Genomic DNA, 23,168 nt, shown 5'->3' with positions numbered 1-23,168 from the left:
TTACCGTACGCGACAGTAACCGGACCGCATCCTGGAGGCACCCATGCCGCAGCTCGAAGTCGACGGCGCAGCCCTGACGTATGACGACGAGGGCCCCCGCGACGCGGCGGAGGTGCCTCTGGTGTTCATCCACGGCTGGACGGCGAACCGGCACCGCTGGGACCACCAGGTGGCGCACTTCGGCGAGCAGCGGCGGGTGATCCGGCTCGACCTGCGCGGACACGGCGAGAGTGGCGGGGCCGGGGTACGCACGATCGAGGAGCTGGCGACGGACGTCGTCGCCCTCCTCGACCACCTGAAGATCGACCGGTTCGTCCCCATCGGCCACTCCATGGGCGGGATGATCGCGCAGACCCTCGCCCTCACCCACCCCGAGCGCGTCGAGCGCCTGGTGCTGGTGAACTCCATCAGCCGCATGACCTACAGCCGGGGCCGTGGCCTGCTGATGGGGGCCTCCACCCTCGTCCCGTTCAAGCTGTTCGTCGCCACCAACATCCAGCGGGCCTTCGCCCCCGGCTACCCGCGCGAGGAGATCCGCTCGTACATCCGCTCCTCCGCCGACACCCCGAGAGAGGTCGTCATGACCCTCTACGGCGCCATGCGGGCCTTCGACGTCCTCGACCGGGTCGGCGAGATCCGCGTGCCCACCCTCCTCGTGCACGGCTACCACGACATCCAGCTGCCGCTGAAGCAGATGCTCCGGATGGCCACCGGCTACCCGGACGCGGTGATCCGCATCATCGACGCCGGCCACGAACTGCCCGTGGAGAAGCCGGCCGAGCTCACCACCGCCCTCGACGGGTTCCTGACCGGCCGCCCGTGACGCTCAGGGGCGCCGCTCCTCCGCCCCGCAGGAACTCCCGCTGGGCGGCAGGGTGCCGTACAGCAGGAACGAGGTGACCTTGCGGTGCACGCACTTCGAGGACGCGTAGCCGGTGTGCCCCTCGCCCTTGTTGTCCAGCACCACCGCCGAGTCGCCGAGCCGCTTCGCCGTCTCCTCGGTCCAGCGGTACGGCGTCGCCGGGTCGCCGCGCGTTCCCACCAGGAGCATCCCCGGTGTGTCGACGTCCTTCACCTCGTCCCGTATGAAGTCGGTGCCCTTCGGCCGGCCGTAGCACATCAGCACCTGGGTGAGCCGGTACCGGCCGAAGATCGGCGACGCCTCCTCGTACTCGGCGCGCAGCCGGCCGAGCTCCTCGGTGAGCCGGGCGGCACCGGGACGGTCGGGATCGTCCGCACAGTTGATCGCCATGAGCGCCGCCGGAAGGTTGTCGAGCGGTACGTCCTCCTCGTCGACGAGGCCGCCCGCGGCCTTCTGCCGTGCGGGACCTGCGGCCGTCTGCCGTGAGGGGCCCGCGGCCGTCTGCCGCCACGGAAGGGACGTGCCGCGGGTCGCGAACGCCATGACACCGCTCGCGTCGCCGTCCTCCACCAGCTGGGCGAGGGCCCGCTCCAGCGACGGCCACCACTCCTTGCTGTAGAGCGCCTGACTGAAGGCGCTCACCAGGTCCTGGCCGGAGAACGGCTCACCGAAGTCCGTCGGGACCGGGTCCTCGTCGAGCGACCGGACCAGCCGCAGCACGTGTTCCCTGGCCGAGCGGGCGTCCTGCCCGAACGGGCACGCGATGTCCTGAACGCACCAGTCGACGAAGCCGTCCAGCGCGACCTGCTGCCCCCGGGCGCCCGCCGCGCCCTGCTCGGTCAACGGCTCGGTCAACGTGTCCACGCCGTCCAGTGCCAGCCGTCCCACCTTGTCCGGGAACTGCGCCGCGTACACCGCGCCGAGGCGGGTGCCGTAGGAGAAGCCGAGGTAGTTGAGCTTCTTGTCGCCGAGGGCCGAACGCAGCACGTCCATGTCCCGTGAGGCGTTCACCGTGCCGATGTGTTTCAGCACGGGGCCGGAGTGCTCGGCGCACAGGGTGGCAGCCTTCTTCAGATGGTCGAGCACGTCCCGCGGATGGCTGAGGTCGTCCTCCGTGCCGTCGATGGCGGCGAACACGTCCTCCTCGCCGTCGCCGCAGCTGACCGGGGAGGACCTGCCGACACCCCGCGGGTCGAAGGTGACCACGTCGTAGCGGTTGGTGAGCTCCATGAAGTCCTTGCCGCCGTACGCGAGTTCCGGCACCCCGGGACCGCCCGGGCCGCCGAAGTTCAACAGCACCGAGCCGCGCTTGTCGCCCGTGGCCTTGTAGCGGGCGAGGGCCAGATCGAGGGTTCCGGAGCGGGGTCTGGCGTAGTCGAGAGGGACGGTGACCTTCCCGCACTGCAGGTCCTTGGGCATGTCCTCGCCCCCGCACCTCGACCAGGTGATCTTCTGGTCGTAGAACCGGGACAGGCCGGGCTCGTCCGCGTCCGCGCCCGCTGCGGGCAGCCCCGCACCCAGCAGGGCGAGCCCGAGGGCGCCCAGGGCTCCGGGGAGGACGCAGCGCCGGACCACGGGCCGCGTCGACAGCTTGGCCAGCATCAGTGCCTCCAGGGGCGCCGGCGGCGCCCTCGCTCACGATATGCGGCCCTCGCGGGGGCTGCCTCCGGAGAGACCTCTGTTCGATGAATCCCTGTACACCCCCTTTGGGGTGAATGAGCGATTGGCCATAACCCAGACGGTTCGTGCGCGTTCTCTTCGGTGCGGGTGAGTGCCCGTGAACATGTCTGGAAGGCAGGGATCCATGAGACGGGTTACCCGAAACGGTGTGATCGCCGTCGCCGCCGCGTCCGGCGCGATGGCCGTGACTGGGTCGGCGTTCGCCGACTCCGCCGCCGACGGCGCGGCGATCGGCTCGCCCGGGGTGATCTCGGGAAACACCATCCAGCTCCCGGTCCACGTGCCGGTGAACGTGTGCGGCAACACCGCCAGCGTGGTGGGGGTGCTCAACCCCGCCGTGGGCAACATGTGCGCCAACCAGGGCGGCGGGGGCAAGAAGCAGGGCCCCGGCTCCGGCTCCGGCTCCGGCGGGGCGACGGCGGACGGCCTGGCGAAGGACTCGCCCGGCGTCGCCTCCGGCAACGGCGTGCAGTTGCCGGTCGACCTCCCGGTGAACGTCAGCGGCAACACCGGGAACGCCGTCGGCATCGGCAACCCCGTGTTCGGCAACGAGTCCGTGAACACCACCGGCGACCGGCCCGCCCACCCGGCTGAGCCCCAGCCCGAGCCGCCGACCACGCCTCGGACGCCGCCCACGCACCACACGCCCCCCAAGGCCCACCCGGCACAGCCGGCCGCCCCCGCCCCCTCCCAGGCCTCGGCCTCCTCGGTCTCGTCCCTCGCCAGCACGGGGGCGGACGGCGCGCTGCCCGTGGCCGTGGGCAGCGCGGCGTTCCTCCTGGGCGGAGCGGCACTGTACCGGCGCTACCGCCCCCAGACGACCCGCTGACGCGGCACGCTTCCCCTGACGAGGCACCCCGGCGCATGACTCGGGGTCCCGCCGGCCAACCACCGGCGGGACCCCGCCGCACGTCAACTTCGGGGCCCCGTGCCATGCCCCCACGCGGGGGCCGCCCCCGACGTCGACTCATGGAACCCCGCTCCACATCAGCACCGGAACCCGGCCCCACGTCAGCTCCCCGCGCCCGCCTCCCGCGCCGGCTCCCCGACCCCGTTCTCACCGCCCCCGCTCAAGAAAGCGCCGGTGCAGGGCGCGTACCTCCTCCGCCAGCTCCGGTACCGGCCCCTCAACGGTCACGCCGGGGGCGACCTCCTCCACCGGCAGCATCCGCACCGGAGGCAGCGGGACGTCCCACTCGGTCAGCCAGGCGGCCAGCTGCGCCGAGGACACGGCGTACACGATGCGTCCGAGACCCACCCAGGCATGGGCGGCGGCGCACATCGGGCAGTGCTCGCCGGAGGTGTACACGGTCGCCGCCGCCCGCTCCGCGACGGTCAGGTGCGCCGCCGCCCAGCGGGCCAGCTCGAACTCCGGATGCCGTGTCCGGTCGCCGGACGCCACCCGGTTGTGGTCCTCCGCGAGCACCGCACCGTCCCCGCCCACCAGGACCGAGCCGAACGGCTGGTCCCCCTCGGCCAGCGCCTCGGCGGCCAGCTCCACACAGCGCCGCAGGTACGGCAGTTCGGTGTCCTTCACCATGGTCGTACGACCCTCCTCACTAGGCTTCCACACGGTTCAGTCAGTGTCCGTCGCCGCGAGCACGGCCAGCTCACGGCCGTCCGGTGAGACGGCCGCCAGACCGATGTCCCAGGCCACCTGCTCGTACCAGTCCGTCGGCGCCTCGAAGCCGTACCACGTGCACGCGGACGCCCGGGCCTCCACCTCCTCGGCGGACGCGCCCTCCGGCGCCCCGCACAGCCCGGCGAGCGACCGCCACGCGGCCAGGCGGCCGTACGCGCCGCGGCAGCCGTGGCTGTAGGCCCCGCCCGTGGACGCCGCGGCGAACAGCACGCGCCACACACCGGCCGCCGAACTCGCCTTCACCGTGAGCCCGTTCACGCCCTCCAGGCCGATCAGACACTCCAGGCCCAGCGTCGCGAGCGTGCCCGGCACCGCGCCCGGGCCGAGCGGCTCGGAGAGTTCGAACGTGCAGGCCTCGCTGCGGCCGTTCGACTCCGTCGTCCAGTTCGCGACCGCCTCGGCCATCCGTGTTTCGCGCTCCCGTGGCGTGGTCTCCACCGCCGACGGCACGGGCGCCCGCGCGTCCCCCACCGGCACGCCGCCCTTCGGCGTCCCGTACGGCATCCCGTAGCTGCTGCCGTTGACGCTGTAATGCGGCAGACCGGCATTCGCCTCCACGGGCGACGCCACCAGGGGCAGCCAGGCCAGCGGATGGAACCGCCAGTGCGGCGACATCGCCCACCGCGCGAACTCCGGCGTGTCGGCGACGGCGACACCCCTGAGCACCAGCTCATGGACGAGGCAGGCACGCAGTTCCTCCGAGGCACCCGCGGCCGGCCCGCTCCCACCCCCGGCGAAGACCACTGCGAGGTCCTGCGCGGCCTGGCCCGAGGCCAACATGGACGCGGCGGAGCGTTCCAGGTTCCGGTTGTCGGTCCCCGCGACGGCGATCAGCCGCAGCGCCTGACGGACGTTCTCGGCGCCGGGCGTCGTGGTGAGCAGGCGCAGCAGATGGTCGAAGACGCTTCCGTACTGCCAGACCCGTTCGGCACCGGGGCGGCCGTACCGCCGGGCCAGCGCGATGCCGAGGTCCGCCGGGAAGGTGACGTCCCCCTGGGCGTGGCGGCGGTCGACCACCTCCCACACGCCCCCGACCTTCTCCAGCTCGGGCAGGGTCCTCACGATGGTCTCCATCTCGTCTGTCACGGCGCCGAGCCTAGGTGCCCGGCGCACCGAGTCGCCGCTCCGTTTCCACGGGACGCGGCGTCGTAATTCCGTTGCCCCCGAGGTGAGTCGATGGTCCGATGGGCGCATGGATCATGCCGCGATACTCGCCCTGCACGACCGGGACCTGCGCGAAGGCGCCCGCCCCGACGGCCCCGGTGCCCGCATCGAGCGGACGGGGAGGGTGGTCCGCCAGGTGGCGTCCGCACAGGGCTGGAACGGTGTCCTGTGGTCCGAGCTGGACGAGGCGGACGCGGACGCGGCGATCGCCGAGCAGGTCGCGTACTTCACCGGACTCGGCCGGGACTTCGAGTGGAAGCTCTACGGACACGATCACCCCGTCGACCTCGGGCAGCGACTCAGGGCGGCCGGTTTCACGCCCGAGGCCGAGGAGACCCTGATGATCGGCGAGGCCGCAGGGCCGGTCCTGGACGCGGATCTGCCCGAGGGCGTCCGCATCCTTCCCGTCACCGACGCGGCCGGCGTCGACCTGGTGGCCGACGTGCACGAGAAGGCGTTCGGCACGGACAGCGCACGGCTGCGGCATCAGATGATCGCCCGCCTCGCCGAAGACCCCGACACGGTCGTCGCCGTCGTCGCCCTCGCCGGAGACGTGCCGGTCAGCTCGGCCCGTATGGAACTCGTCCCCGGCACCGAATTCGCCGGCCTGTGGGGTGGCGGAACGGTCGAGGGCTGGCGCGGCCGCGGCATCTACCGCGCACTCGTCGCCCACCGCGCCCGCGCCGCCGTCACCCGCGGCTACCGCTACCTCCAGGTCGACGCCTCCGACCAGAGCCGCCCCATCCTGGAACGCCTGGGCTTCGCGGCACTGAGCACGACGACGCCGTACGTGTATGTACGTACAGCCGTAGGCCAGGCACGGCCGTAGGCCCCGTACAGCCGCAGGCCAGGTGCAGCCGTGGACCGATCTACAGGTCCTGCTGATACTCCACCGCCTGATGCGTGGCCACGTACCCGAGCGCGTCGTTGACCGCGAGCATCGGCGCGTTGCTCTCCGCCGTGTCGGTGAGCAGCCCGGCCAGCAGGGGATGCCGCTCGCGTGCCCGGAAGATCGAGGCCGCCTTCATCCAGCGGGCGAGGCCACGGCCCCGGTGCTCGGGGAGGACCGCCGTGCCGTAGTGCTGGGCGTCGCCGCGCCCGTCGCCGGGGACGACGAGCTCGGAGAACCCGACCACCGAGCCGTCCGAGTCGTCCACCGCGGCGACGGTGTGCAGCAGCTCTCCGCGCCGCGCGACCGCCTCGGCCGCCGCGACGACACGCTCCACGTCCCACACGACCGTGCCGAAGTCCGTGTCCTCCATCGGCATGTCGTCCATGGCGCGCCGCGAGTCGGCGTACGACTGCGCCAGCTCGTCGGGCACGGTGCCGTCCCACTCCGTCAACCGGTAACCGTCACGCGGGCGTTGGGCGCCCTTCTCGATCGCCGCAAGGTCGGCGTCGGCCAGCGACAGCCGCGCGTAGGTCAGGGTCAGCACCCGGCGGAAGCCGCGTGCCGCCAGGAACAGGTCGGCGGGGGAGCCCGCCTCGGCCTGGGCGAGGACCGAGCGCCGGCCCTCCGACCTCGCGGCTGCGAGGGCGCCCTCCAGCAGCTGGGAACCGACACCCCGCCGCCGCTCCGCTCCGTGTACAGCGATCTCCAACTCGGCGAGATGACGCTGCCCCTCGCGCGTGAACAGCCGCAGATAGGCGGACCCGACCGGAGCCCCGTCGGTGCCGGCGGCCAGCCAGGCCAGGCGGCGGCTCGCGCCGACGGCTTCGGGGTCGGTCAGCGGTGTGATGCGCAGGGACAAGAGGGCTCCGTCGGGTTCGGATCGGGCGGTGACGACCCGCGGAAGCCAACCGGAGCGGGATGCCGGCCGCAACGGATTTACCGCCACACGCGCGTGCGGAACCGGCACCCGCCCCTTCTGCAGTCGTCTGCAGTTCTGCAGTCAAGGGCACTCCTGCAGTCAACGGCGGAGGCGACCCCTTCCCTTGCTCCGGTCGAGGGCCGCGACGCCGACCGCGGCCAGACCGATCTGGATGAGCCACTCGACCCAGTCCACGCCCTTGGTGTCGGCCACATCGAGCGCCTCCGCGATCGCCGTACCGATCAGCGCGGCGACGATGCCGACGAGGATCGTCCACAGGATGCCGATCCGCTGGCGGCCCGGAACCACGAGCCGCCCCAGTACACCGATGATGATGCCGATGAAAATGGCACTGATGATGCTGGAGATCTCCATTTACGCCCCTTTTTCCGGTGTCCCCGCTGCCATGCGAATGCCCGCTGGGCGGTGGGGACAGTCCGGCCCCGGTTATTGCCCGCGCTTTCTGTTCATCGCTCGCTCATGCCATGTACCTTTCAATCGCTCGACGCGTGTAGAACGCTCGTATTCATGGTCTACGCGCGCAGATTTTTCGGACGCCCGCACTGCCTCTCCCCGCTCCCCCCATGGAGGTTCGCCGGATGCTCGGGTCCAGAAGATCCCGCCGCTCAGTCACCACCACCCTGGCCGGTCTCGGGTTGCTCGCCGCCGGGGCCGCGCTCCAGGTCGGCCCCAGCGCCACGCCCGCCCACGCGGCCACCCCCCACCGCGTCCTGTTCGACAACGCCCACGCCGAAACAGCGGGCAACGCCGACTGGATCGTCTCCACCAGCCAGCCCGACCCGCTCGGCCAGGACGCCTCCCCGTCCGCCGAGACGGACTGGACCGGCGCGCTGTCGTCCTGGGGCGTCGCCCTGCAGAAGACCGGCGACTACAGCCTGAAGACACTGCCGTCGGGCTCGAGCCTCGCCTACGGCGGCTCGTCGACGACGGACCTGTCGAACTTCGACACGCTGGTGCTGCCGGAACCGAACACACTGTTCACCACCGCCGAGAAGACCGCGATCATGAACTTCGTCAAGAACGGCGGCGGCCTGTTCATGATCTCCGACCACACCGGAGCCGACCGCAACAACGACGGCGAGGACGCGGTCGAGATCCTCAACGACCTGATGACGAACAACAGCGTCGACTCCACCGACCCGTTCGGCTTCTCGATCGACTCGCTGAGCGTCAGCTCCGACCATCCGGCGGCCATCAGCGACAGCACCAACCCGGTGCTGCACGGCTCCTTCGGCACGGTCACCAAGAGCCTGATCGCGAGCGGCACGACCGCCACCCTCAAGCCGTCGGACAACTCCTCCGTCAAGGGCTTGCTCTACCGCACCGGTTACTCCGGCAACACCGGCGCCTTCTTCGCGACCAGCACCTTCGGCAGCGGCCGCGTGGCCTTCTGGGGCGACAGCTCACCCATCGACGACGGCACCGGTCAGTCCGGCAACACGCTGTACGACGGCTGGAACGACACGGGCGCCACGAACGCGGCCCTCGCCCTGAACGCCACCGCATGGCTGGCCGGCGGCAGCGGTGACGGAGGCGACGGCGGGGGCGGCGGTTCCACCTGCACCGCGGCCCAACTGCTGGCCAACAGCGGCTTCGAGTCCGGCACGTCGAGCTGGACCGCCACCAGTGGCGTCATCACCAACTCCACCAGCGAGTCCGCCCGTACGGGCTCCTCCTACGCCTGGCTCGCCGGCACCGGCACCGCCACCACCGACACGCTCTCCCAGCCGGTGACCCTCCCGTCCGGCTGCGCGGCAACCCTCCGCTTCTACCTGCACGTCGACACCGCGGAGACCACGACCAGCACCGCCTACGACACCCTCAAAGCCCAGGTCCTCAACACCTCCGGCACGGTCCTGAGCACCCTGGCCACCTACTCCAACCTCAACGCGGCCACCGGCTACACCCAGCGCACCTTCGACCTCACCGGCTACGCCGGCCAGACCGTCACCCTCAAGTTCACCGGCACGGAGGGCTCGAAGCTCCAGACGTCGTTCGTCCTCGACGACACGGCGCTCGACGTGAGCTGAAGGACCGGGGTGGGCCGCGCCGGGGTGCGGCCCACCCGTACGCTCGCGGCCCCAACCCGTCGCGGCCGGGGCGGAACGCGATGAGCCGGACGATTTTGACCGATTCACCTCGTACGCCGAGGAGTTGTGACTTAGGGTTCACCTGAGTGTTGACGCACGGGTGGTACGGGGGCGCGGGTGAGCGGTTCGGACACTCCTCAGCTTGTGTTCGTGCACGGGATCGGAGGGCTTCGGGACACGGAGCGGGAACGCCGTGAGTGGCTCGAGGCACTGGCCGAGGGAGCGCGTAAAGCGGGCCATTCCGACGCGGTCTCCGGGCTGACACAGGGCTGGCTGGCGGAGACCCGCTTCGCCGACTACAGCGACCTGTTCACCGATGCGGACGCTCAGGGGGCGCAGGCCGAGACGCTCGAGGACCAGGAAGACGCCGCCTTCATGGAGAAGTTCGTCGAGGCGCTGCTCGACCAGCTCGCCCGGGAGGCCGAAGAACGGGGTGACAGACAGGCGTTGGCGGCGATCGAGGACGCCCGGGCCCAGTTGCCAGGCTTCGCCGACGACGACGAGGAGCAGGGCATCCTGGAGCCGTTCCGCGTCCTCGGCTGGGCGCTGACCAGCGTGTTGCAGATCCCGGGGCTGCGCGCGAGCGCCCAGTGGGCGAGCGGTCTGCCGCTCCTGTGGCACCTGGCCCAGGTCGGACGCTACCTCGGCCGGCACGACGCCGAAGGCGACGGTCGCACCCTGGACGCCCGGATCCGCGAACGGGTGCTGCACGGAACGGACCCCGAACGCCCGCTGGTCGTGGTGAGTCACTCCCTGGGCACCGTGGTCGCCTTCGAGGCGTTGCGCGGCTACGGCGGACGGGTCCCGCTGCTGATGACGCTGGGGTCGCCGCTGGCCACCGGGGCGGCCGTACTGCACCGGCTGGTGCCGCAGCCGCCCCGGACCCCCGACCGCGTCGAGCGGTGGCTGAACTTCTGGGACCGCGACGACATCGTGGTGGGCCGCCCGCGGATCGAGAAGTGGATGCTGCCCAACGCCACGGGTGTCCTTCCCGTGACCGACCGGGTGGACTCCGACGGCCTGTGGGTGCACACCGCCACGAAGTACCTGCGGCAGCCGGCCGTGGCGGGCCCCCTGGTCGAAGCGCTGAAGAAGTGACCGACGAACAACGCCGACACGTACTGGTCGTCGGCGCACAGTGCACGTCCATGCGGACCCTGTCCCGGCTCGACGAAGCAGCCCACGGTCTGCACGCGGCCCTGACGAACCAGTCCCTCGGGGCGTGCACCGAACGGACCGGCGAGCACGCATCCCTGCTGCTGAGTGCGACGCTGACACCGGGGGACGTCCACGAGGCCGTGCACGAGGCGGTGCGCCGGACGCGGGCCGACAACGCCGTGCTGGTCGTCGCGCTGCTCGGGCACGGCTTCACCACCCCGCAGCAGACCGACCTGTACTACATGGTCGCCGACTCCACGGCCGACAGCACCATGTCCGCGGTGAACGTCGGTCAACTGCTCGCCGAAGCCGCCGACGAGCCCGGAGTCGAGGGAGTGATCGCCCTCATCGACACCTGTCACGCGGCAGGGGCGATGCCGGACGTGGGCCGCATCGCCGGCGGAGTCCGGGCCGGCCGGACCAGGCTGTCCGTACTCGCCGCCGCGGCGGCCGACCAGGCGGCCCGCGGCATGCGCCTGACCTTCTCCCTCGTCGACGTCATGAAGGAGGGGCTCGCCGGAGCGGGCCCCACCGTGCACGTGGACACCCGGTTCACCGAGGAACTGCGCGACCGCATCAAGGGCCAGGCCGTCGGCCGGTTCGAGTACGACAACGACCCCTTCGCCCAGAAACACCTCTGGCTGGCCCGCAACGCGCGCTCGATCACCGGCGCCGCGCGAGGCGTGGTGGGACCGGTCGGGCGACAGGACCTCGAAGAGGCCGTGTCGATGTGGCGGGCCGGCGAACGCCTGCCCACGCCCCTGACCCGCCCGGCACTCGACGCCCTGTACACCTTCGCCCGGCAGACCGAGGCCGCGGAGGCCGGCGACCGGGACTGGCACGGCCGGGTCACCCACCTGGTCGCCACGCTCGCCGAGTGCGCCCGGACCGTCGTACTCGTCAACCAGGTGCTCGCCGAGGTCCTCACGAGTGACCTGCTCAGAGCGGCCCGTCAGTTGTCCGGGCTGCCCCACGACGCCGAGGGCCCCGAACTCCTGCGCGACCTGGTCGAGTACGCGGCCCTGCGAGCGCCTCGCGGGGACGAGCCGTCCTGGAAGGCGCCCGCGCGGTTCGTCGCGGCCCTCGCCCAGTTGTCCGGGTCGGACATCGCGGTCGCCCGGCTGCGGGAGTGGGCGCGGGACCTCGGCGTGGTCACCGAGTACAACGACGCCCTGACCGAGTTCGCGCACAAGCGGCAGCAAGGCGGAATCCGCCTCGTCGTCAGCCTGGCGGGCGCGCTGACCGACTGGCCGGAGGAAGTGGACGCCTGGCTGATCGGTACCGGTGAGAGGCTCCCGGTGCACGAGCGCTTCCGGTGCGAGTCCGCCGACCGTCTCGGTACGGGCCGGGCGATCGGAGCGGCCCTGGCGTGGGCGCGCGGCCGCCTCCCCACCCCGGAACAACTGGAGAACGTGGACGTGGCCGCCCCCGCCCACCTGCTCGCGTCCTGGCAGCCCGAGGAGGCGAAGGTCGACCGCCGGCTGCTCGGCGTCAACCACGACGTCGTGGTCCGCTGGAGCGGACGCATGGATCCGGCGGAGGAGAACGCCGAGATGAACGACGCCGCCCGCAAGGCCCTGCGCGGGATGGCCGACTGCGCCACCGTGCCGGTCGAGTGGATCGGCGCGTCCGTCCTCGACGACCGCCAGGCCCTCGAAGACGAGCTCATGACCGGCCGGTACGACATCGCGGTCGGCCTCGACCATCATCCGGACGCCCTGCAGGACGTCCTCGAACAGCTGCTGCCCTACGCGCCGATCATCCTCTGGCCGCGACCGGAGGCCCGGCCGGACCACGACTGGCTGCGGACACTGGTACAGAAGAACTGGCGCCGGCTTCCCGACGACCTCGCTCCCGCCTACCGGCAGCGGTGGTCCCGCGAACACGACGGGTGCGTGGCGTGTCTCGGCGACGTCCGCGCGGTCTGGCACGACGAGCCCTGGCTGGAGTTCTGCCGACCCTTCGAGCAACGCGTCGTGGCCGGCCCTGAGGAGGAGTTGTGACCTGGAAGCCCTACTACCGCGGTGACGGCGAACGGCGGGCCACCCCGCTGGCCGACCCGCCCCCATGGCGGACGTTCCCGCGCACCCCGCAGCACCGCCAGTACCAGCCGCCCCCCGGCCTCGTCGACGCCGTCAACACGGCCGTGCACCTGCGCCGACCGCTCCTGGTCAGCGGCCCCGCGGGCTCGGGCAAGTCCACCGTGATCGAGCAGGTGGCCCACGAACTGGACCTCGGGCCCGTGCTGCGCTGGCACATCACCTCCCGCAGCTCACTGACCGAGGCGCTGTACCGCTACGACGCCCTGGGCCGCATCCACGCCCAGAGCCTGCGCGCGGCGACGCCGCACGGGCCGACAGGCCGGGCGGGCCGCGGACGCAGCCGCGACGACATCGCCCCCTTCCTGCAACTCGGCCCCCTGGGCACCGCGTTGCTGCCCGCCGGCCGACCGCGCGCCCTGCTCATCGACGAGATCGACAAGAGCGACCTGGACCTGCCCAGCGACCTGCTCGAGGTCCTGGAACGCGGTGAGTACGAGATTCCCGAACTCGTCCGCTACCGACGCCCGCGCGTCAAGATCCGCCAGTGGGACAGCGACGAGGAGCACCTCGTCGAGCGCGGGCGCGTGCAGTGCACCCAGTTCCCGTTCATCCTCCTCACCAGCAACGGCGAACGGGACTTCTCACCGGCCTTCCTGCGCCGCTGCATCCGCTACAAGATGCCCCCGCTCAGCGACGACCTGCTGCGCGGCATCGTCAAGGCCCACTTCGGCGAGATCCCGGACGGCGGAGGGGAACTCGTCGGGCAGTTCGCCGAGCGCGTCACCGCGGGCGAGCACCTCGCCATCGACCAGCTGCTGAACGCGATGGCCCTGCTCACCGGCGACCAGGCACCTCGCGACGGCCAGTACGAGGAACTGCGCGCGCTCATCCTGCGTGAACTCTCCCGTGTCTGACCCCCTGGACCGGCTCCTGCGGGCGTTGGGCAACGCACTGCCCGCCGGGACGGACCCGCGCACCCTCGCCGACGCGCTGTGGCTGGCCGCCTCCGGTGCGACCGGTGAGGGTGCGTCACCGACACCACCTGTGCCCCCCGAGGAGACGGCACCCGACCCGGAGCCCGAACGCTCGGACCGCCCCGACGGAAACACACCGCCGGGCACAGGACGCACGATCATGCCCGGCACGGAGAGCCGGGAGCTGTCCGTGCGCCGTCCCGGCGCGACCACCACCGTACGGGGCGTGCCCCTGTCCCTGGGACGTGCCAACCCGCTCCCCGACGCCCTCGCCGTCGGCCGTGCGATCCAGCCGTTCCGCCGACCGTGGCGGAGCGGCGGGCACAGTCACCTCGACATCGAGGCCACCGTGGAGCACTACGCACGCGGCGGCCCCCTCGTCCCGTTGTTCCGCCCGGCTCCGGAACCCTGGTTCGAAGCGGTCGTCCTCGTGGACTCCTCCCTGTCCATGAGCGTGTGGGAGGAGACCACGCGTGCGGTGGCCCGGCTCCTGACCACCCTGGGCGGCTTGCGCGCCGTCCACACCTGGCGCCTGGAATGGGAGGGCCGCGAACCGCGGGTCCGCGACCACCACGGCCGCGAGGTGCCCGCCCAGCGCGTCCCCCACCACGGCAGCGGCCCCCAGGGCAGGCGCCTCGTCCTGCTGGTCTCCGACTGCGCCGCACGCGGCTGGCACGCCCCCGCCCCCTGGCTTCTCCTGCGCGAGTGGGGCGACCAGATCCCGGTGGCCCTGCTCGACCCGCTGCCCCCGCGCCTGTGGCGCCGCTCCGCCCTCAACCTCCCCGCCGTACGCGTCACCGCCGGCCACGCGGGCGGCCGCAACGGTGCGCTCCGCTACACCCTGCCGCCCCGCCTGAAACCCCGCCCGGATCGGGAGGACCCAACCGGGCCGTGGGCCGCCCTGCCCGTCATGTCCTGCACCCCGCGCTCGCTCGGCGCCTGGGCGAGCACCCTCATGCGCGCCGACCCGCGCGGCTGCGACGCGGTCCTTGTCCCCGCCACCGGTCGCCTCCCGCAGACACGCAACGGTTCGGCTCCCGCCCGGCAGCCCGACCCCGCGCGGCTGGCGGAAGCGTTCGCGCACACCGCGCCCGCCCCCGCCGTACGCCTGGCCGTCCTGTGCTCCGACCTCCCCGACCTGCCGCCGGCGCTGCTGCACGTGCTGCGCGACGAGGCCGTGCCGGAGGCCGGATACGCCGACCTCGCCGAAGTCCTCACCAGCGGACTGTTCGCGGTGCGGCGCGACCCCGACGGCGAGCCGCTGCTGGCCCTCCACGCGCCCGCGCGGGAGCACCTGAACACCTACCTCACGACCCACGACAGGTGGCAGATCCGCGCCGCCTTCACCCGCCATGCCGCCGCCCACCCCTACGCTCCTCAGGGCATCGCGGCAGTCCTGCACGACGCGCTGGCGCCGACGGAACTCCCTGCGGAGGCACGGCCGTTCGCGGAGACGGTGGGTGCGGTGCGGCGGCAGGCGGCGCCGGTGGGGGAGGAGCCGGACGGGGGCCCGAGTGAGGACGGCAGCGTAGCCGTCGGTCCGGACGAGGCATTGGCCGCCTACTCGGCCGTACGTCAGGAAATGCGGCCCTTCTTCGAACAGGGGAGCCAGGCCCTGCGTGACGCCGAGGTTCTTCTGCGGCACTTGATCGACTACGCGTTCTCCCGGCTTCCGGCCCCGCTGGGAGGCTGGCCGAGCGAGAACACGTGCTTCGACGACCTGCGTGCGGCGAAGGGCTCCCTGACGCCGATGGACGTGATCGCTGATCTGCGGGGCTACCCCTCCTTGGAGGGCATCGACCTCCAAGAGCCGACATCGGAGAGCGACGCGACCGGACCGGACCTGGTGTGGCGGGCCGCCGGCGGCCCCCTCCACATCACGCTGAAGATGCAGACCGGATCGTCGTGGGTGCATGAGATCGACGCGGCGGCTACCTCACCGATCGAGTTCCTCGTCGTCCTGGACGAGTCGGACAAGCCCGAGGGGCTCAGTCCCCTGGCCTCCTGCGCGACGCTGCTCAAGCGGGGCACCCCCCCCGGTGGTGGGTTGATCGTCCTGCGCCTCCAGACCCGTTACGGGAAGGCGCCGCGGAACAGCCGAGGCGGGCTCGTCGACCGGTTGGCCGAGCTGCATCGCCGAGCAGGTTCTCCCACCTACCGGGAGTTGGTGCGCGAAGCCGCCGAGGCGTCGCCACCGGTCACGCTGGGCGCAGAGATGCTGTTGGACTGGTTCAGCGGGCGTGCCGTACCGGCCGACGAGCAGAGCTTTGAGTGGCTGACGCGTTTTCTTGTGCGGCAGGCCGGCCTGGAGGGCGACGGCGACTGGTCGTACTGGTTGGCGGCGTTGCGGCACCATGCGCTGGGGGAGGAGTACAGGGAAAGGGCTGTGACGTCGGTTCGCGTGGGGCACCCGATCGCCGAACTCGCCGGTCTCGCGCGGGAGCCGTACGTCGAACGGCGCCACGATCGCCTCCTGCGAACCGTCGTGCAACGCTACGCCGCCGGGGAAGGAGGGCTGATCCTGCTCGTCGGCCCTCACGGCTTCGGCAAGGCCGTGTCGGCCCTGGAAGCGCTGAGTCACCTGCCGGACGACTGGTGGTTGTGGCACCCCGACTCGAGTGACGACCTGGCTGCGGCGCTGGACGTGCCGACCGCGGTCCCCTCACGCACCGCCGTGTGGTTGGGCTACGCGGACTACCTCCTGGACGACACAACGGACGGACGTGGTGAACGGATCGCGGCTCGGCTGAGGGCACGCCTGCACGTTCCCGAGCAAAGCCCGGTGCTGGTGCTGGGGGCCCTTACGGAGGAATCCGCCAACCTGCTGAAAGCCGTTCCGCCGGCCGGTGCCTCCGACCCTCGACCGCAGGCTCGTGCCCTGTGGGAGGAATGCCAGCCCATCCACGTGACGTCGGCGCCGGACGACGCCCGGATGGACCGGTACACCGGTGCGTCGCCCGGCTACCGCGCCCTCCTGGAAGCCGCGATCGACGCGCGCCGCTGCGGGCACGGCCCCGAGCTTCCGCTCGCGCTGTTGCGGGCGGCGGCACCCGGTTATCTGCGCGAGTCCCAGCGGCAGCTACTCGAAGGAGACGACTGGCTCGCGGCCGCCCTCGACGAGGCCTCCGTCGACACGGTGGCGGGCGTGGGCCTCCTGTCACGGGTAGGACCAACGACGAACGCGGAGGAGACCACGTCGGGGCACTACCGGCTGTCCGACCACATCGAACGCCACGGACGTGAAACCCGTGCCGGTCTCGCCCCACCCGAAAGCCTGTGGAACGCGCTGGCCGACCATGCCTCTCCCCGTGACCTGGAGGCCATTGCCCGGACAGCGGAGGAGCAGGGGGACACGCAGCACGCCGGGCGCTTCCGCGCGCTCGCCCATCGTGAACGTCGAGAAGCGACCACCAACCACGAGGACGCCGCGCGTTTCCTGCGCAAGCAGCTTCAGCGCACCGGCCTGACCAAGGACCAGGCTCGGGACATCGCGGACCAGGCTCTGGATTGGCTGCGCGTCCACGACCGTGCTGAGAGTGCCCAGTTCGTCCTGAACGGCCTGCTGCCACGTGGCGACCTGTCCACGCAACAGGCGACGGAGGCGGTTGTGCGCGCGCTGGACTGGCTGACGGTGCACGGGGACAAACAGGCAGCGGAGTTCGTGCTCGGCACGCTGCTACCGGTCACCGATCTGCCCGAGGACCAGGCACGTCGAGCAGTGGCGTACGCCCTGCGGTGGCTCGACGCCCGCGGGGACATCGAATCGGCCCAGTTCGTACTGCGGCCCTTCCTGTTGCGCGGCGATCTGTCGGAGGCGGAAGCCCACGCGGTGGTGGAACACGCCTTGAGATGGCTCCAGTCGCACGGCGGTGCCTTCACAAGCCAGTTCGTCCTGAGCGCCGCGCTGCGCAGACGGGACCTGACCCCGCAGTCCCGGGCCCAGTTCGTGAACATCGCCATCGACTGGCTCCAGGGCGTCGGCGCCGACGCCTCGGCCAAGTTCCTGCTGCGCCCCCTGTTGCGACGTGCCGACCTCACCCCCGAGGAGGCCCGTGTCGCCACCGAGTTCGCCCTGGACTGGTTGCAGGTGCACGGTACCGACGGCGACGCTCAGTTCGTCCTGAACGCACTTCTGTACCGTGGCGACCTCACCCGGGCAGAGGTGACGGAGGCGGGGGACCAGGCGCTCCACTGGTTGGCCGCACAGGGCAGCCATCATTCGGCGCGGTACGTGCTGCGCCCCTTGCTCGAGCGCCCCGACCTGGGGTCGGAGCTGTCCGGCAAGGCAGTGCAGACGGCGATGAAGTGGAGCCGTGCCCGTACCGACCGAGGTCAGTCGGATGAGGGGATCGGTGACCTTGCGCGTACCCGCGCGGCCGCCCTGGCCGTCCTGCGGAGCCCTGTCGTCCTCGTCGCTGAGATCGCGAATATCGCCCAGGCGAAAGCAGCCGACCGGCTGGAGGCGCTGCGAACTCTGGCCGACATCCTGTCCCGAGTCGTCCGTGACGACGACGAACTGTCCTGGGAGAGCCAAGGCACGGGAGACGGGCTGATCGTGCTGCTCCCCGGCGATGCCCGGGGCACCGCGCTGGCCTCGGAGCTGCTCTCAGGCCTGGAAAGCGCACTGCACGACCACGCCGCCCTGTCCTGGCCGCTGCGGCTGCGTGTCGCCCTGCATTACGGCGAGGTCGAGCGGCGCGGGCGAAAATGGCACGGGTCGGCACTCACGACAGCGTTCCGGCTGGTGAAATCCGCGCCGCTGCGCGCCGCTCTGGAGGCGGGGAATCCCTCACCCGCCGCCGTGGCGGTGTCCGACGACCTGTTCACCATCGCGTTCCGGGCACACAGCCGCCTGGCCGGCATGTTCCGTCCCGTCCACATCCCGACCAAGGACGGAGTGGAGAAGGCCTGGATCTCGGTTGCCGGACACCAGGACCCGCCCGGCATCGATAAATGGAGCCGGCCCCCGGCGTAGCGCCCCGCCACCAGGCGCTGTTCCCACCCCAACCTTGACATGCAGGCAATCACCTGCATAACTTCGAATGTGCGATCAGACAGCGACCCCCGCATGGACCAGGTCTTCAAGGCCCTCGCCGACGAAACCCGCCGGCGCCTCCTCGACCGCCTCCACGAGCACAACGGGCAGACGCTGGGGGAGCTGTGCGAGCGGATCGACATGAGGCGGCAGTCGGTGACGCAGCACCTGGCCGTTCTGGAGGCGGCCAGCCTGGTCAGCACGGTGCGGCGGGGGCGGGAGAAGCTGCACTACCTCAATCCGGTGCCGCTCCACGAGATCCAGGAGCGGTGGATCGACAAGTTCGAGCGCCCGCGTCTGCGTGCGCTCGGCGCAGTGAAGCGACGAGCCGAGGAAGCCATGACCGACAAGCCCGCATTCGTGTACGTCACCTACATCGCGAGCACGCCCGAGAAGGTGTGGGACGCGCTCACCGACGCCGACCTGACCGCCGCCTACTGGGGCCACAGCAACGTCTCGGACTGGCAGCCGGGCTCCCGCTGGGCACACGTCCGCACGGACGGCTCCGGCGTCGAGGACGTGATCGGCACCGTCGTGGAGAGCGAGCGCCCGACCCGGCTGGTCACCACCTGGGGCTCCCCGGAGCCGGACAAGGAGGGGCAGGGGGACACGTATTCCCGGGTCACCTTCGACATCGAACGGCACGACGCCATCGTCCGGCTCACCGTCACCCACGAGGACCTTCCCGACGAGGCGGCCCGCGACGAGGTCTCCTTCGGGTGGCCGGCGGTGCTGTCCAACCTGAAGTCGCTCCTCGAGACCGGCAGTACGCTGCCCCAGGAGCCGTGGCTCACGCCGAGGCGGTGAGCGCGTCCGCTCCGTGCGAAGGCCGGTCCGCGCGGGGCGGACCGGCCGGTCCGTTCAGCGGGTCTCCCCGGTCCGTTCAGGGGTCTCCTACGGCCTGGGAGCGCTCCTCGCCGCCGTGCCGATGCACATCAGCCCCAGGATCACGGCCAGGGCGCCGATGATGATGTTGTTCACGATGACGCCGGCGTCCGGGCTGTCGCCCACGATCCACGGCGAGACGATCATCCACACGCCGAGCGCGCACATGGCCCAGCTCAGGCCGTACATGCGTTCCGGTGCGGTGGTGAAACCGAGAGCCAGCACGCCTATCGCGATGCCCAGGATCAGGTTGTGGGTCACGAGCGCGGGCTGGCTCGTCGTGTAGTGGAGTATCCAGGGGGATACGGCGCAGTACAGACCGAGCAGGAACACCGGTCCGTCCACGAGCGCCACATCACGACCGCCGAGCATGCGGGCGTACCGTGCCCGCATTTCGGAAACATCAGGGTGCGTCGCCATGTCACCTCTGGTGGGCGAGACGTTGGCCATGACTCGTCTCCTTTGACTAGCAGGCCCGACCGCGTCTGGTGCGGTATGCGGTAAGTGCCACGTAAGGGCATTCTGCGCTTATTTCATCTTTATGTGTAGAGGTCGTACAGCCCCCGGGGTCTCAGGCGGCCCCCTCCTGCCCGAGGCCGTCCCGCAGCCTGCGCAGTCCGCGCCTCGCGTGGCTCTTGACCGTGCCCAGCGGCCAGCCCGTGCGCTCGGCGATCTGGGTCTGGGTCAGGTCCTCGTAGAAGGTGAGCCGCAGTACCCGCTGCTGTGCCGACGGGAGCTTGGCGAGTTCCGTGCGCACGAGCACGCGGTCCAGGGCGGCCTCGGGCCGGTCGCCGTACGGGTCGCGGAGCGGGAGGGCGGATCGCGCCGAGGAGACGAGGTCGCCGCGGCGGCCGCGTGCGGACAGGGCGTCGGCGACCTTCCGCCGGGTGATGCCGACGATCCATCCGGTGATCGTGCCGCGCTCGGGCCGGTATCCCCGGCGCCCCCGCCACACCCCGAGGAAAACCTGCTGGGTGACGTCCTCGGCCTCCTTGGCGTCACCCAGCGAGCGCCGGGCCAGCGTGTGCACCAGGGCCGCCCAGCGGCGGTAGGCGGCGGCCAGACACGCCTCGTCGCCCGCCACCAGCCCCCGCGCCAGCTCCTCGTCGGCGAGCGACTCCTCGGCGGGGGCCCACAGGAGCGCGTCGGCCACGGCGCGCTGCGACGGGGCGGCGCGGGCGGGCTCGGCGGTGCTCGGGTGTGCTCTCATCGGGGCGGCTCCTCTCAGGTGCCGCCATCGTCCGAGCCGCGCCATCGAGGGCTCAACTTGCGTCGATTCTGCATCGTATAGTCGGTTCCATGGCGGATTTCCCGGAAACGGTCGTGGGTCTCACGACCGGTGCGCTGGCGCGCCGGCTCGGGGTGTCGCCCACGACCCTGCGCTCCTGGGACCGCAGGTACGGCATCGGGCCCGCGGAGCGCGCCGACGGCCGCCACCGGCGCTGGAGCGCGCAGGACGTGGCCGTCCTGGAGACGATGTGCCGGCTGACGTCCGCCGGAGTGCCGCCCGCCGAGGCGGCCCGTGCGGCCAGGGCGGGAACGGGCGGCGACGCCCCGGGCCGGGCGCCGACGGAAGCCGCGCCCCACGGCCGCTCCCGGGCGGCGGGTTCGCTGCCCCTCGGCGACGTGCGCCAGGAGTGTCGCGGCCTCGCCCGCGCCGCCGTCCGGCTCGACGCACCGGCCGTCGAGGAACTGCTGGCCCGCGCGGTCCAGGAGCACGGTCTGGCCGTCGCCTGGCAGGAGGTGATGGTGCCGACGCTCCACGCGGTGGGCCGCAAGTGGGCGTCCTCGGACGACCGTTACGTCGAGGTCGAGCACCTGCTCTCCTGGCACGTCTCCAGCACCCTGCGCCGGCACACACTCCCGTCGCCCGGGCGGAGCGGCCCCGCCGCGGTGGGGCCCGTGGTGCTGGCCTGCGTACCCGGCGAGCAGCACACCCTTCCGCTGGAGGCGCTCAACGCAGGGCTGGCCGAACTCCGGCTGCCCACCCGTATGTTCGGCGCGGCCGTCCCCGCCGAGGCGCTCACGGCGGCCGTGGAACGGCTCGGTCCGGCGGCCGTGGTGCTGTGGGCGCAGACCCGCTCCTCGGCGAGCCTGCCCCTGGCCCGGCACGTCGCCGACGCGCAGTGGGGCGTCAGAGGCGCGCGCGGACGGCCCCTGGTGCTGCTGTGCGGCCCCGGCTGGCTCGGACGCTCCGCACGCGGCATGCTGCGGCCGACATCCCTCAGGGACGCGCTGGACACGCTGTCCGACGGGTACGGCCCCGAGCCGGCGGCCCGCTCCTGAGCCCGGGTCAGGGCGGCCCCTCGGCGCGCCGCTTCTGCTCGCGCAGCAACGCGTCCAGATCGGACAACCGGTCCAGGCCCCGCACCGCCCGCGTCATCCGCGGATTGCGCTCCAGCCGGGCCCGGTGCCGGTGCAGGAAGGCCCAGTAACCGGCCGTGAACGGGCAGGCGTGCTTACCGACCCGCTCGTCCGGCCGGTAGACGCAGGACGCGCACAGATCGCTCATCCGGTGCACGTACGCGCCGCCGGAGGTGTACGGCTTGGTGGTCATCCTGCCGCCGTCGGCGTACTGGGACATCCCGACGACGTTCGGCAGCATCACCCAGTCGTACCCGTCGACGAAGCAGCGGTGGAACCAGTCGGTCACCTCGGCCGGGTCCCAGCCCCGCTGCAGGGCGTGGCTTCCGAGCAGCATCAGGCGGGGAATGTGGTGCGTCCAGCCGGTGTCGCGCACCTGTGCGAGCACGGTGGCCAGGCAGCGGGCGGTGACGGCGTCGGCGTCCAGCTCCAGGAACCAGTCGGGCAGCGGCGCGTGGTGCCCGAGGGCGTTGCGGCGGCGGTAGTCCTCGCCGAAGTGCCAGTACAGCTGCCACACGTACTCCCGCCAGCCGGCGATCTGCCGGACGAACCCCTCGACACTGTTGACGGGGGCCCGCCCCGACCGCCAGGCGTCCTCGGCCCGCTCCACGCACTCGGCCGGGTCCAGCAGGCCCAGGTTGAGGGACGACGACAGCAGACTGTGGCTCATGACCGGGTCCGCCGCCAGCACGGCGTCCTCGTGCGGGCCGAACCCGGCGAGGCGGTGTTCGATGAAGCGCCGCAGTGCCGCCAGTGCCTCCCGGCGCGAGGCCGGGAAGAGCCGTGGACCGTCGCGGCCGACGAACCGGATGCCGTCGTGCCGCTCCCAGCGGTCGAGGTCGCGCCGGACCTCGTCGTCGATGTCGTCCTCGCGGGGCCGATAGGGGGCCGGGGCGCCCAGCGTCCGCGCGCCCCGGGGCGGAGGCTCACGGTTGGCGTGGTCGTGGTTCCAGCGACCGCCTGCCGGGCCTTCACCGTCCATGAGCAGGCCGTATCCGCGGCGCACCCACCGGTAGAAGTCCTCGTGACGCAGCCGCTGCCCGCCCTGCCCGTCGGCCCAGGCCCGGAAGTCGTCGAGCGGGACGAGGAACCCGCGCGCGGGCAGCACCCTGACCCCGTCCAGGGAGCGGACCAGCCGCAGCGCGGCCCGGGATGTGGGGTGGCACACCGTCAGGCCGCCGGCGCCGAAGGCCTTCTCCAGACCTTCCCGGTACGTCTCGGCCCGGACGTACCGCACCCGGTCGCCGAGTTCGGCGGCGCGGTGCCGCATCGCGGACAGCACCAGGTGCGCCTTGGCCCGGTGGAAGCGCCGACGCCGGAACACCGACCGCGCCTCGACCATCACCACCGGGGCGTTCCGAGCCGGGCCGTCCTCGCCCGGGGCGACGAAGTGAGGGCCGAGCTGGTCGCCGAAGAGCCAGTGCGGGGTGGCCACGATGA

General features: G+C 71.9%; 18 protein-coding genes. 10 read left to right on the top strand and 8 right to left on the bottom strand.

Features of this window, described 5'->3' with window-relative positions:
• Positions 1-43 precede the first annotated feature (43 nt).
• Complete coding sequence (locus ACFYWX_RS13505) at positions 44-823, top strand: alpha/beta fold hydrolase (protein WP_389424140.1); 780 nt, start codon at positions 44-46, stop codon at positions 821-823.
• Positions 824-826: 3 nt separating this feature from the next.
• Here the strand turns inward: ACFYWX_RS13505 and ACFYWX_RS13500 are convergent, their stop codons facing one another.
• Positions 827-2,464, bottom strand: a complete 1,638-nt coding sequence (locus ACFYWX_RS13500; RefSeq protein ID WP_389424139.1) for an alpha/beta hydrolase — start codon at positions 2,462-2,464, stop codon at positions 827-829.
• A gap of 202 nt (positions 2,465-2,666) precedes the next feature.
• On the opposite strand from ACFYWX_RS13500, the gene ACFYWX_RS13495 reads away from it, so the two are divergent.
• Complete coding sequence (locus ACFYWX_RS13495; protein ID WP_389424138.1) at positions 2,667-3,371, top strand: chaplin; 705 nt, start codon at positions 2,667-2,669, stop codon at positions 3,369-3,371.
• 228 nt (positions 3,372-3,599) lie between these two features.
• Here ACFYWX_RS13495 and ACFYWX_RS13490 read toward each other — a convergent pair whose 3' ends face one another.
• A complete protein-coding gene (locus ACFYWX_RS13490) occupies positions 3,600-4,082 on the bottom strand; it encodes a nucleoside deaminase (RefSeq protein WP_389424137.1) in 483 nt (160 codons plus the stop codon).
• Positions 4,083-4,118: 36 nt separating this feature from the next.
• Positions 4,119-5,270: a DUF6183 family protein gene (locus ACFYWX_RS13485; protein WP_389424136.1), complete on the bottom strand. Its 1,152-nt coding sequence runs from the start codon at positions 5,268-5,270 to the stop codon at positions 4,119-4,121.
• Positions 5,271-5,376: 106 nt separating this feature from the next.
• Between ACFYWX_RS13485 and ACFYWX_RS13480 the strand changes: the two genes are divergently transcribed.
• Positions 5,377-6,177 carry a GNAT family N-acetyltransferase gene (locus tag ACFYWX_RS13480; RefSeq protein ID WP_389424135.1) on the top strand — a complete coding sequence of 267 codons (801 nt, stop codon included), beginning with the start codon at positions 5,377-5,379 and terminating at the stop codon, positions 6,175-6,177.
• Between the two features lie 40 nt (positions 6,178-6,217).
• Here the strand turns inward: ACFYWX_RS13480 and ACFYWX_RS13475 are convergent, their stop codons facing one another.
• Together ACFYWX_RS13475 and ACFYWX_RS13470 are read right to left on the bottom strand one after the other, a co-directional pair.
• On the bottom strand, positions 6,218-7,099 hold the full coding sequence (locus ACFYWX_RS13475) for a GNAT family N-acetyltransferase (protein ID WP_389424134.1): 882 nt from the start codon (positions 7,097-7,099) through the stop codon (positions 6,218-6,220).
• 159 nt (positions 7,100-7,258) lie between these two features.
• Positions 7,259-7,534: a GlsB/YeaQ/YmgE family stress response membrane protein gene (locus ACFYWX_RS13470; RefSeq protein ID WP_389424133.1), complete on the bottom strand. Its 276-nt coding sequence runs from the start codon at positions 7,532-7,534 to the stop codon at positions 7,259-7,261.
• Positions 7,535-7,758: 224 nt separating this feature from the next.
• On the opposite strand from ACFYWX_RS13470, the gene ACFYWX_RS13465 reads away from it, so the two are divergent.
• The 6 genes from ACFYWX_RS13465 to ACFYWX_RS13440 all read left to right on the top strand — a co-directional run bounded on the left by ACFYWX_RS13465 (position 7,759) and on the right by ACFYWX_RS13440 (position 19,286).
• Positions 7,759-9,210, top strand: coding sequence for a hydrolase (locus ACFYWX_RS13465; RefSeq protein ID WP_389424132.1), 1,452 nt, complete (start codon positions 7,759-7,761; stop codon positions 9,208-9,210).
• Positions 9,211-9,420: 210 nt separating this feature from the next.
• A complete protein-coding gene (locus ACFYWX_RS13460; protein ID WP_389424131.1) occupies positions 9,421-10,368 on the top strand; it encodes a hypothetical protein in 948 nt (315 codons plus the stop codon).
• Positions 10,369-10,418: 50 nt separating this feature from the next.
• A complete protein-coding gene (locus ACFYWX_RS13455) occupies positions 10,419-12,431 on the top strand; it encodes a hypothetical protein (protein ID WP_389424130.1) in 2,013 nt (670 codons plus the stop codon).
• Positions 12,428-13,384 carry an AAA family ATPase gene (locus ACFYWX_RS13450; protein WP_389424129.1) on the top strand — a complete coding sequence of 319 codons (957 nt, stop codon included), beginning with the start codon at positions 12,428-12,430 and terminating at the stop codon, positions 13,382-13,384. The genes ACFYWX_RS13455 and ACFYWX_RS13450 overlap by 4 nt, the downstream gene beginning before the upstream one ends.
• The gene (locus ACFYWX_RS13445; protein ID WP_389424128.1) at positions 13,377-18,419 is read left to right on the top strand and encodes an SAV_2336 N-terminal domain-related protein; all 5,043 of its coding nucleotides are present in this window, start codon (positions 13,377-13,379) and stop codon (positions 18,417-18,419) included. The genes ACFYWX_RS13450 and ACFYWX_RS13445 overlap by 8 nt, the downstream gene beginning before the upstream one ends.
• A gap of 93 nt (positions 18,420-18,512) precedes the next feature.
• The gene (locus ACFYWX_RS13440) at positions 18,513-19,286 is read left to right on the top strand and encodes an ArsR/SmtB family transcription factor (protein ID WP_389424127.1); all 774 of its coding nucleotides are present in this window, start codon (positions 18,513-18,515) and stop codon (positions 19,284-19,286) included.
• A gap of 87 nt (positions 19,287-19,373) precedes the next feature.
• Here the strand turns inward: ACFYWX_RS13440 and ACFYWX_RS13435 are convergent, their stop codons facing one another.
• Positions 19,374-19,814 carry an SPW repeat protein gene (locus ACFYWX_RS13435; protein ID WP_389424126.1) on the bottom strand — a complete coding sequence of 147 codons (441 nt, stop codon included), beginning with the start codon at positions 19,812-19,814 and terminating at the stop codon, positions 19,374-19,376.
• A 121-nt stretch (positions 19,815-19,935) separates the two neighbouring features.
• A complete protein-coding gene (locus tag ACFYWX_RS13430; RefSeq protein ID WP_389424125.1) occupies positions 19,936-20,574 on the bottom strand; it encodes a sigma-70 family RNA polymerase sigma factor in 639 nt (212 codons plus the stop codon).
• An 89-nt stretch (positions 20,575-20,663) separates the two neighbouring features.
• On the opposite strand from ACFYWX_RS13430, the gene ACFYWX_RS13425 reads away from it, so the two are divergent.
• Positions 20,664-21,650 (top strand): MerR family transcriptional regulator, encoded by a 987-nt coding sequence (locus tag ACFYWX_RS13425; RefSeq protein ID WP_389424124.1) that lies wholly within the window; start codon positions 20,664-20,666, stop codon positions 21,648-21,650.
• A gap of 7 nt (positions 21,651-21,657) precedes the next feature.
• Here ACFYWX_RS13425 and ACFYWX_RS13420 read toward each other — a convergent pair whose 3' ends face one another.
• Complete coding sequence (locus tag ACFYWX_RS13420; protein WP_389424123.1) at positions 21,658-23,163, bottom strand: cryptochrome/photolyase family protein; 1,506 nt, start codon at positions 23,161-23,163, stop codon at positions 21,658-21,660.
• Positions 23,164-23,168 lie beyond the last annotated feature (5 nt).

The sequence above is a fragment of the Streptomyces sp. NPDC002888 genome (assembly GCF_042888465.1).
Lineage (GTDB): Bacteria > Actinomycetota > Actinomycetes > Streptomycetales > Streptomycetaceae > Streptomyces.
The sequence above is the reverse complement of the archived record's forward strand: the minus strand, read 5'-3'. Positions and strand labels throughout refer to the sequence as shown.